Below are 11,180 nucleotides of genomic sequence, written 5' to 3'. Positions count from 1 at the left end.
TTCCGCGTCCGTAGTTCTCCGGGCATCAACGAGTTTCGGTTGAGCAATAGCAATGGGAGTGCCGCTTTCATCCCGTCGAACCAGCAACTTCAGCTCATGGCCCGTCTCGGACCAACTGGGCCCGTTCCATTACGTCCGCTGTTCGGGGTGGATCGGAAGTGACAGGTAGAAGTCTGCATGGACGGCGAATCACCCGAAGCAGATGCGCCGTTCACCTGGCCGTCGGGACAATGAAACGATCGTCTTCGTAACCTTCGAGTAGTCCGGAATGATAGGCCCCGCCGGCCACATCACGAGATTTCATGTAGACGAAAGCTTGAACTGGATTTCCTTTTGCGACTGGCTCGACGGCTATTTTTAGACGCAGGTTGCCCGGCTTTCCGATCGATTCTATCTGATCCAGCGCTGCAAGCTGAAACGCGTGGACCCGATAAAGTTCGCCTCGGACCTTATGGCCGTTCCCCGGCTCGTTAAACATCATCGGTGCGAACCACGGCCCAGCGATTACAAGCGGAAAGCGCTCTTGTGTGCAATAAAGGCCAACGAATTGGGCTCCACGAAGCCCTTCGTCGTGGAGTGGAAAACCTTTTTTCAAAGTGCCGAACACAAACAGATCCGTCTGCATCTCCCATTAATGCATGGGGCTCCCGCAAGTTCTGCTCCTGGCCCATGGCGACCGATCAAGCGGGCCTCGGTTGGTTTCCTATCCGAGGGAGAGCCGACTTGATTTGCTCGCCGAGATTATGCCGGCTCGTGACCCAAACCGGTCATTAGTAGTGCCCTAGACATGTTGTCTCGGCTGGGGGATTATTGCGCGGTAGGCGAACCAGAGGCGCCGCTATGGATGATCTCGGAAGTTGGCTGCGGGAACTTGGTCTCGAACAATATGAGAAGGCCTTCCGCGAGAACGAGATCGACGACGTTGCGCTTCCGAACTTGACGGCAGACGATCTGAAGGATCTTGGTGTCCGAATTGTTGGACATCGCCGGAGGCTTCTCGACGCCATTGCCGCTTTGCGAGCTTCGAACCCTCTAGGGCCCCTTACCGCAGTTCCTCTGGAAGACGATCATATTGGAAAGGACGTTGCGGAGCGCCGCCAGGTCACCGTGATGTTCTCGGACCTTGTCGGTTCGACGGCGCTCTCGATCCGTCTGGACCCGGAAGACCTGCGCGAGATCATTTCGGCCTATCAGAGGTGCGTCGCTGATACCGTGCGCCGCTTCGGCGGCTTCCTCGCGAAATATATGGGCGATGGCGTGCTCATTTATTTCGGCTATCCCGCAGCACACGAGGATGACGCCGAGCGTGCCATTCGGGCCAGCCTGGCTCTGATCGATGCGGTAGCGTTACTCACGGCGCCTGAGCCCCTACAGGTACGGCTCGGGGTTGCCACCGGGACCGTAGTCATCGGAGACCTTGTCGGATCCGGAGAAGCGCAGGAGCGCGGCATCGTCGGCGAGACGCCGAACCTCGCCGCGCGCCTTCAAGGCATCGCCGAGCCGAACACCGTCGTCGTTGCCGAGACCACACGCAGGTTGCTGGGTAACCTTTTCGAACTGCGGGACCTTGGACCCAGGGAACTAAAGGGTATCGCTGGGTCGGTGAAAGCCTTCGCGGTAGTGCGGACGAGTTTTGTCGAGAGCCGCTTCGATGCGATGCATGCCAGCGGCCTCACTGCGCTCGTCGGACGAGAAGAAGAACTTGAGCTGCTTTTGCGCCGCTGGGCGAGAGCCAAGGCCGGCGAAGGCCGGGTAGTCTTGCTGTCCGGTGAGGCCGGAATCGGCAAATCCAGGCTCTCTGCCGCGCTCATGGAGGAAATCGCGGCCGAACCACACACGCGACTGCGTTATTTCTGCTCGCCGCAGCACACCGACAGCGCTCTTTACTCAATCATTGGGCAATTCGAACGGGCAGCCGTACTTGTGCACAGCGACACACCGCAAGCCAAGCTGGACAAGCTCGATGCGCTGCTGGCGCAGACTTCGACGTCCCGGCAGGACGCGGCGCTCCTGGCCGAGATGTTGTCGCTTCCTAATGATGGGCGCTATCCAGCTCTGGAGCCTATTCCCGAACAGCGCCGGCAGAAAACGCTGGCAGCACTCGGCCTCCAATTGGAAGCCCTTGCGCGCTCCAGTCCCGTGCTCATGATCGTCGAGGATGCGCACTGGGCCGATCCCACAAGCCTGGAAGTCTTCGGTCGTGCCATGGACCGAATCGCGAGTCTCCGCGTGCTCTTGATCGTGACGTTTCGACCTGAGTTCGACGCCCCGTGGGTCGGGCAATCGCACGTTACGATGCTAACTATCAACCGCCTGGCTGAGCGCGACGTCGGCACCATGATCGACCGCATGGTCGGCAACAGGCTGCTGCCGGCCGATATCAGGAGGGAAATTGTCGAGCGCACCGATGGCGTCCCTCTGTTCGCGGAGGAGATGACGAAGGCGGTGCTGGAGGCTGAGAGCGAGACTGAAGCGATGCAGGCTGCGGCTGCGATCCCCTCGCCTGCGCTGGCTGTGCCCGCAAGCTTGCATGCTTCTCTGATGGCGCGGCTCGACCGGCTTGGCCCGGCTAAAGAGCTGGCTCAGATCGGGGCGGCGATAGGTCGTGAGTTCTCGCAGGTGCTGTTAGCCGCCGTGCTGCGGAAGTCAGAGCCGGAACTGGCCTCGGCGCTCGACCGCCTGATGCAAGCCGGGTTGCTGTTCCGAAATGGCATCCCGCCGCACGCGACCTATTTGTTCAAGCACGCTCTCGTTCAGGACACCGCCTACGGCTCATTGCTGCGCGATAGGCGGCACGCGCTGCACGCGCGCATTGCCCGGGCGCTCGAGGAGACGTTCCCGGACGTCGCGGCAATCCAGCCAGAGGTTCTCGCGCACCACTTTACCGAAGCTGAGCTTGCGGAAAAGGCCATTGCCTACTGGCTGGCGGCCGGCCAGCGCGCGGCTGAGCGCTCGGCGCACGCCGAGTCCGTTGCCCATCTCTACAAGGGGCTGGCCCTCGTAAAGCGGGTCCCCGATCCGGTGGAGCGTGCCCGTCGCGAACTCGCACTGCAGCTTGTCCTCGCGCCGGTGCTGTTCGCCACCAAGAGCTATTCGGCGCCGGAGGTGGAGCAAGCCTACCTGCGCGCACGCGACCTGTGTCAGCAAGCCGGCGATGGAGCGCAGCTCTTTGCCGTGAACTGGGGGCTTTGGCTTATTTATCAGCAGCGCTGCGAGTTCAAGAGGGCTCGCGGCCTATTAGACGGGCTGTTCGAGGTCGCTCGCCAAAGCGCCGATCGGGCCCTTCTCCTGCAGGCGCATCATGCTGCATGGACTACACTCGTCCATCTCCCGGAACTGACCGCGTGCCGGACGCACCTCGAAGCCGGCTTGGCGCTGTATCGGCCGGACGCGCACCGCGCCCATATGTTCTTGTATGGCGGCCACGACGCAGCCGTTTGCAATCGATACACCTCCGCGGCCGCCCTTTGGTCGCTTGGCTTCCCCGAGCAGGCGCGCGCCACGGCCCACGAGGCGGTGAGCATGGCTCGGGGGCTTTCGCATCCCTTCAGCCTTGTTCTCGCCCTGGTGTGGGCGGCAATGACCAACCAGCATTTGGGGGAAGTTGAACCTGCTCAGGAGCAAGCGGAGGCCGCAGTCGCGGTGTGCGCCGAGCATGGCATCGCGCCGCACTTGGCGGCGGCCGGGAGTATCTTGCGGGGCTGGGCAGTCGCGGCACGCGGGCAAACTATGGAAGGGATCGCGGAGATTCATCGCGGTCTCGCTGCCATCGAACTGACAGGCGTGCGAATTCGTCGGCCCTATCATCTTGCACTGCTGGCTGAAGCTTCGGCGTGGGCCGGAGAAATCGAGCACGGATTAACCGCGCTGGTCGAGGCTTCGCGCATTGTCGAGGAAACTGGCGAGCGGCGGTGGGAGGCGGAAATTTACCGGTTGACTGGGGAGTTGACGCTAGCCGGGCCGGGCGGCGGCAGGACCAAAGCAGAATTATGGTTTCAGCGTGCGCTCGACGTGGCTGGTTGCCAGAACTCTAAATGCCTGGAGCTGCGCGCCGCCATCAGCTTGGCCCGGCTCTGGCGCGACAGCGGCAAGCACAGAGAAGCCCGAGAGCTTCTCACTCCAGTCTACGTCTGGTTCACCGAGGGGTCCGATACGTTGGATTTGAAGAAGGGGAAAGCCCTGCTCGAGGAGCTGGCGGCATGATCGCTGACAGCGGCTCGTGGCCCATCGCTTCCGTTGGCGCGGTGTCGCTGCGTGTCGGCTCATAAGGTCAGACCGGAAGTTTGCAGCCGGTTGCCAGTTCGGCGGCTTGTGACCCTGGCTGTGTGAAAACGTCGGCGCTCTTAAGGCTCTACATTTACGGTTATCTTAACCGTGTGCACTCGAGCCGCCGGCTCGAGCGTGAAGCTGGCCGCAACGTCGAAGTGTCGATCACGCGAACCGGATTGTCATCTAAAATTCAGCATCCAGGCATTCCGGCAACAAAGTCGATTGCCCGCGATCAGCCCCTTGAACGAAGCGCCTCATGTGATGTTGCTGCTCGCCCGGCTTGCGCCCGATCACAAAACGATCGCCGATTTCCGCAAGGACAATGGTCCCCCATCAAAAGAGTCTGCGCGCGCTTCGTCGAGGTGTGTCGCAAGATGGGATTGCTCGCGACAGCCAGCGTCGCCATCGACGGCAGCAAATTCAAAGCAGTCAATAATCGCGATAAGAACTTCACGCGCGGCAAAGTCGAGCGGCGGCGCACGCAATTGGAGGAGAGTGTTGCGCGCTATCTCGCTCAGCTCGATCGCCGCCGACCGGCAGGAGCCGTCGGAAACGCGTGCTGAACATCGTCGGGATGAAACCGCTGCTGGCGGCGGTGAGGGCGGGATACGGGCGCCGGCGCGCGCCGTTGCGATTCATCGGGCGCGTGAAACAGCCCGACATTGCGTCAGGATGAGTTCTGGTGGCCGTAAAATTGTCCAAATTGATCGGATTGCGCTAGCCTGAGTCCAACCGCGCCAGTCTGCGTCATGCAATAGTGTTTTTACACGACCAAGACCCGAAGCGGACCTTCTCGCGAAAAAATAGCGCGGGCCGACACAGTTATCGCTCGACTGCAAATATGCGCCACTCGCCGGGAACACCCTTTAGCGATCGGGCACCACGGTCGCCGAACCGTAACGCTGACCCAGCCACCAGTTCTTTGACGGTACTCGATACTAGGACCTCGCCCGCGCCTGCGAGCGCTGCAACACGTGCACCGATGTGGACGGCGATGCCGCCCACATCGTCATCGCTAATTTCGCACTCGCCCGTGTGCAGTCCCGCGCGGATTTCGATGCCCAGCGATCGAACCTCTTCGGCAATTGCGCACGCGCAGCGTACCCCGCGTGCCGGCCCATCGAAAGTGGCCAGAACGCCGTCGCCAGTCGTCTTGACTTCGTGCCCGCGGAAGCGATCGAGGTTGCGTCGGATTGTAGCGTGATGGGCATCAAACAGATCGTGCCAACGGCGGTCGCCGAGTGCAGCCGCCTTCTCGGTCGATCCAACGATATCAGTAAAGAGAACCGTAGCGAGCACCCGATCGCCGGTGACCGGCGCGCGCACGCCGGTCAAGAATTCCTCGATCGTATCTGCAATTAGATCGGCGTTGTCGCCGAAAAAGGGAGGGTGGTCAATTCCAGGAAGCTCGACGTAACAAGCCGCGGGAATGTGCTCAGCCAGATAGCGGCCCCCCTCCACATTGATTGCCCTGTCGCCGGTGCGGTGAACGACAAGTGTGGGAATCCGGATCGTTGGCAGGATATTACTAATATCGATTTGACTATTCATGCGCATGAGTTCGGTCGCTGCAGCGGGGCTTGCGCCCAGCCGCTCAAATCTGCCCATCCACTGTTGGGCGGCTGGATCGTTGGCAAGGGAGGGAAAAAAGACGGCTATACTGCCGCCAGATCCCCAAGCCTGATCAATATATGCAAGGAACTCTGCCAGATCCTTCTCTGTTGGTAGCCAAGATGAAAATTGCGCAAAGCCGCCGTAGAGGATCAGCGCACGGGACCGTGCCGGATAGGTGGCAGCGAACAGTGCCGCCAAGGATGCGCCTTCCGATGCTCCAAGGAGCGCCGCCTGTTCCATATCTGCTGCGTCCATAACTGCCCGGAGGTCGTCCATACGTTGATCGAGGCCTGGAAGCTCCGGGACACGATCGGACATGCCTGTCCCACGCTTGTCAAACATTGCCACCCGAGCAAAGGATCCCAGCCGCAACAGCCACCGAGCGACTGCGGGATGCTCCCAGTAGACCTCAATGTTCGACACGAAATAGGGAGCGAGAACCAGATTAATCGGCCCGTCGCCAAATACCTGATAAGCGATATGGACGTCGCCGCTCTTCGCATAGCGAGTGACCGGCTGCATGGATGATCTCCCCGGCCACGGTCGTCGCAGTCCGCTCAGAGTGTAGCAGCAAGAAGGGTACCGGCATAGGTTGAATGTCTCCGGTTGACCCGCTGCCGACCTTTGCTTACAGGGCCGCTATGTCTGCCTTGAGGAGATAAGCCGACCCAGGCTCAAGTCGGTTCGGAAGTCGGCCTGTGACCCAAACCGGCCTTTTCGCGCGACGGCCCGGCCAAAGATAGCCCTGGGAAAACGCCCAGACCTCAATGAGCTTGGCGACACTGATCCTACGAGTCTCTCCAATTTGGAGCTTTGTTTTTCGCTGCAAACGTTCTCAAATGCCTGCGACCGTCAATGCTCATACGTGAATGGACGACACCAGCGCCTCGTCCGTGCGACCAAACACAAAGGAGGAAACGCTATGAGCGCGATCTCGCCGGAAATCCCTTCGAGGCGTGGCGCGAAACCTGTTCCGCGCTTCATTTATATTGCCAAGTTGTCGGCAAGTATCGGCTCGCGAGGACGCCGTGGGTCAATCATTCATGGCACGCGACTTTCTACGTGAATGCTCGCGGGCTCACGACTTCACTGGTTCCAGACGCCTCAGGTATCGAGATCACCTTCGATCTCTCCCGTCATGTCGTGATCGGAGAGGCCTCTGATGGCCGCCGGGTTGAAATGGCGCTGGGGCCGATGTCCGTTGCCGACTTTCACGCCCGGTTCTGTGAGTTGGTGGGACGTCTCGGCGGTACACCGGAATTCGACGGCCGGCCCAATGAAGTCCCCGATCCGATCCCCTTCCAGGACGACCGTCAGATCCGACCCTATGATGCAGATGCCGTGACGCGGTTTTTCAGGGCCATGGTTGCGATCGACGGTGTGTTTCATCGGTTTCGGACGGGCTTCACCGGAAAGGTCAGTCCAGTCCATCTCTTCTGGGGCAGCTTCGATCTCGCGGTGACGCGCTTCTCCGGACGTCCTGCTCCGCTTCACCCGAGGGGCGTACCGGGTTTACCGGACGAAGTGACGCGCGAGGCCTACAGTGATGAAGTCTCGTCTGCCGGCTTCTGGCCGGGCGGAGGCGGCACAGACTTTGCGGCTTTCTACTCTTATGCCTATCCCACTCCGAACGGTTTTGCCGACGAACAGATTTTGCCGACGGGCGCATATTTCGATCAGAAGCTTGGGGAATATCTCCTGGCGTACGAGGTTGTGAGGAAGTCGAGCAATCCGGAGGCAACGCTCATGTCGTTTCTGGTAAGTACCTATCGGGCGGCAGCCGATGTCGGACGCTGGGATCGTGCCGCGCTCGAATGTCCGATTGGTCACCCCCTTCTGCCCCGCCCCCTGGATAGGAAGAGACGAAGTTCGACGAGCCTTCCCCTTGGTCAGGCAGAGCGCCTCAATCGCGATGTCGAGCCACTACGCTGTGCCGGCGGGGCCGCTCGTCAAGCGCGAATATCTGTTGGCGATTGGCCATCGGCGGAAGCGCGGCCCGACTGGGACCTCCCTAGACGTCCGCCTTCAACGCGCCGCTTGCGATCCAATCGGTCGGATCCACAACCGAAAAAGAATGCCGCCTAGCAAGGAGCAGAGCGCCGCCACCTGCAACACTATGCGTAGCGCGCGTTCGAACGCTGCCGTTGCGGCTTCGGTGATGCCGGCTTGTCCGGCCAGTATTGCATTCAGCGCTTCGTTGGCTTCTGCGCGCGGCGAACCGGCAAGATGATACGAAAAGCTGGCGAACAAAACGGCGCCGAGCGCCGCGACTGCAAAGAGACCTGCCACCCGGGCGACCGCGTTGTTGACGCCCGAAGCGACCCCGGCGTGGGCGTCGCCCACTGACGACATTACCATCGAGGTCAGCGGCGGGACGGTGATGGTCATGCCGATGCCAAATACGCAGATCGCCGGAAACGCTCCGGCCCAGTAGGATTGTCGAAAATCGGCAAAAGCCAGCAGCGCCAGACCGCAGCCTGCGATGACGGGTCCGAAGGTGAGCGACTGCTGCGGCCCGAAACGATCGGAAAACCTGCCGGCGAATTGCGCGCCGAAACCCATTATGACAGCAAATGGAAGCAGCGTAGCGCCGGCCTGCGTCGCGGAGTATCCGCCGAGCCGGATCAAGCCGAACGGCAGATAATACAGCGCGCCGCCTAGCGCGAAGTAAAGCAACAGCGTCAATACGTTGGCTGCGGAAAAACTGCGCGAACCGTACAGCGATAGCGGCATCATTGCTCGTGCACCGAGCCGAACTTCCATTGCGAGAAATAGCAAGAACAATACAAATCCTAATCCGAGCGCGCCAATTACGGTTCTGTCAGAAAATCCCGACGCGGGAATAGCGCCAAGCCCCCAGCTGATCGCGGCGAGACCGGCGGCAACCGTGGCCGCTCCGGCCCAGTCCAGCGATTTTGCATTGTCATTTCGGCTTTCGCCCGCGAAGCTGCTCGCAAGTCCCGCCGCGACGGCCGCCAGCGGCAAATTGAGCAGAAAAATCGCACGCCACGACACCTGATCGACGAGCCAGCCGCCCAGTACCGGGCCGACGGCAGCGGTCAGCGCGCCGACACCAGCCCATACTCCGATCGCATGGTTGCGCTCGTGCTCGTCAAAAGTCGCTCCCAATAGCGCGAGGCTTGCCGGGATGAGGAGCGCGGCGCCAACCCCTTGGATTGCGCGGCTTGCGATTAACACGGTGATGTTCGGCGACAGGCCGCACGTAATGGAGGCCATGGTGAATATCGTAATGCCGAAAACAAAGATGCGTCGACGGCCGTAAAGATCGGCAGCCGCCCCCCCAACCAGCACCATAGCGCTGAGTAGCAGCAGATAGGCATTAACGATCCATTGGGTCGCGGCCACCCCTGCTTGCAGGGCGTGCTGAATCGCCGGCAGGGCGATATTCACGACCGAACCGTCGACCAATGCCATGCTCGAACCGAATATGGTCGCCACCAGCGTCAGCCGCTTGCGTCTTTGCGGCAGTGCTGCGTCAAAAGCTGGTATGGCCCGGATAATGTTGGCTTCGCAGGGAGGTTGTGTGAAACCAACCATTTGGGGGCTCGAGAAGCGTGGCTGTCGCTACCAGCGTGCGCCTCGCGGGTACCGTTGGCAACCGTCGGTTCAGCCCGTTTCGCCGAGGTCGATCGCTCGGGTGGTCGGCAGATCCGGCAGGATGCCCGCTCAGGCCGATGTCTGCTTGTGGCCCTTCGGCGAAGCAGCAGCATCGCTCCACGAGGTCCGCTTATTGAGGAATGGCGGACAAGATTTGCTCAGGCTGAGTTCTTCGCATCAAGATTTGCTCAGGCTGAGTTCTTCGCATTTTGACCCTAAGCCGACCACGGCGACCCAAGAAAGCTAAATTAGTTCGGCCGAGGATTGTCTGGAATTGCAGACACGTCAGGTACTCGGTCATATCCGACCTAGCGCAGCGGTGATATGTTTATCGAGAGCGGGGCCTTTTCCCGCAATCACGCGGCCTGACGTTCGGCCCCCGAAGCAACCCTAAGGTTTCGAGGAGGTCCCGATGCATACAAACCGTCGCGACTTGCTGTTGGCGGGATGCTGCGCCGCCTCCACTCCGCTGCTTTGGAGCATTACCACTCGGCTCAGGGCCGAAGAGCCCGATCCGCCGCCAGAAACCACCACGATCCGCCTCGCAAAGAGCCCGAGTATCTGCATCGCGCCCGTGTACGTAGTAAGCGACCTGCTGAATGCCGAGGGATTTACAAATGTAGTTCACGTCGAAACCGGGTTCGTTGGTAGCGGCGCTGCACAAGACAAAGCTATCTGGAAAAACAGCGATGTCGACTTCAATCTGAATTTCTCTGGGCCACTTCTTCTCGAGATCGACCGAGGCTTGAGCACTACCATTCTGGCCGGGGTTCACGTCGGCTGCTTCGAGCTCTTCGCCAGGGAGGGCATACGCAGCGTCGCCGACCTGAAGGGGCGGACCGTCGGCATCCAATCGCTTGAATCGCCCCCGCATGTATTTCTGAGCGCGATGGCGACACTTGTTGGGCTCGATCCCGCTAAGGATATCGAGTGGGTGACGAGCGCGAAGGTCAGACCTATCGAATTGTTTGCGGAGGGCAAAATCGACGCCTTCCTTGGATTTCCCCCAGAACCTCAACGTTTGCGTGCGCAGAGCATCGGTCGCGTCATCGTCAACAGCGCACAGGATCGCCCATGGTCGCAGTACTTTTGTTGCATGTTGGCGGGCAATCGCGAATTCGTTCGAAAGAATCCTATCGCCACCAAGCGCGTGGTGCGCGCCATGCTCCGGGCCACGGATTTGTGCGTGAGCGCGCCGGCCCTCGTTGCACAGCGCATGGTGGATAGGGGTTTCGCGCCTCGCCTGGACTACGCGGCTCAGACTCTTGCGGATGTGCCGTACAATCGCTGGCGCGAGTACGATCCTGAGGACACAATCCGCTTTTACGCGCTTCGCCTGCGCGAAGCTGGGATGATTAAATCGAGCCCGGCGAAACTTATCGCGGATGGAGCTGACTGGGGGTTCCTTAACGCGGTTCGACCTGAACTGGGAGGCTGATTGATCTAACAGTCTGCTGAAAAACCTTGAAATGGAGAATTTTCATATTTTCGCCGGTCGTTTTTGGAGCGGCGCGGTAGAGTTGGATGTAATTTCTAGCTTGGTATTGAGTGTGCCCCCGCGCGGGGTGGCTATGCGGCGGGCAGTTTTGGAATTCGGATCAGGTTATAGGCGATCAGATTAAGCAGGAAGTCGGCGGCGACGCGAGCGATGCCCCGATGTTTGGTCTTGCGCATGGTGC

The 11,180-nt window shown here is 60.4% G+C and carries 6 protein-coding genes and 1 pseudogene; 4 read left to right on the top strand and 3 right to left on the bottom strand.

The annotated features are described in order from the left end of the window. Nucleotides 1–211: 211 nt before the first annotated feature. Complete coding sequence (locus IVB27_RS05435) at nt 212–625, bottom strand: gamma-glutamylcyclotransferase family protein (protein WP_247441983.1); 414 nt, start codon at nt 623–625, stop codon at nt 212–214. Between the two features lie 215 nt (nt 626–840). Here IVB27_RS05435 and IVB27_RS05430 point away from each other — a divergent pair, with 215 nt between their 5' ends. Next, nucleotides 841–4,203, top strand: a complete 3,363-nt coding sequence (locus IVB27_RS05430) for an AAA family ATPase (protein WP_247441981.1) — start codon at nt 841–843, stop codon at nt 4,201–4,203. A gap of 324 nt (nt 4,204–4,527) precedes the next feature. After that, nucleotides 4,528–4,818, top strand: a pseudogene (locus tag IVB27_RS43535) (transposase); the annotation flags it as partial. 273 nt (nt 4,819–5,091) lie between these two features. Here IVB27_RS43535 and IVB27_RS05420 read toward each other — a convergent pair. Then, nucleotides 5,092–6,405: an adenylate/guanylate cyclase domain-containing protein gene (locus tag IVB27_RS05420; protein ID WP_247441980.1), complete on the bottom strand. Its 1,314-nt coding sequence runs from the start codon at nt 6,403–6,405 to the stop codon at nt 5,092–5,094. 333 nt (nt 6,406–6,738) lie between these two features. Between IVB27_RS05420 and IVB27_RS05415 the strand changes: the two genes are divergently transcribed. Continuing rightward, on the top strand, nt 6,739–7,968 hold the full coding sequence (locus IVB27_RS05415) for a DUF5996 family protein (RefSeq protein WP_247441978.1): 1,230 nt from the start codon (nt 6,739–6,741) through the stop codon (nt 7,966–7,968). On the opposite strand, the gene IVB27_RS05410 is transcribed toward IVB27_RS05415, so the two are convergent. Further along, nucleotides 7,909–9,441, bottom strand: coding sequence for an MFS transporter (locus IVB27_RS05410; protein ID WP_247441976.1), 1,533 nt, complete (start codon nt 9,439–9,441; stop codon nt 7,909–7,911). The genes IVB27_RS05415 and IVB27_RS05410 overlap by 60 nt on opposite strands. A gap of 472 nt (nt 9,442–9,913) precedes the next feature. On the opposite strand from IVB27_RS05410, the gene IVB27_RS05405 reads away from it, so the two are divergent. Then, nucleotides 9,914–10,939, top strand: a complete 1,026-nt coding sequence (locus IVB27_RS05405; protein WP_247441974.1) for an ABC transporter substrate-binding protein — start codon at nt 9,914–9,916, stop codon at nt 10,937–10,939. Nucleotides 10,940–11,180 lie beyond the last annotated feature (241 nt).

This window comes from Bradyrhizobium sp. 197 (genome assembly GCF_023073375.1).
Lineage (GTDB): Bacteria > Pseudomonadota > Alphaproteobacteria > Rhizobiales > Xanthobacteraceae > Bradyrhizobium.
This window is presented reverse-complemented; position numbering and strand designations above follow the sequence as displayed.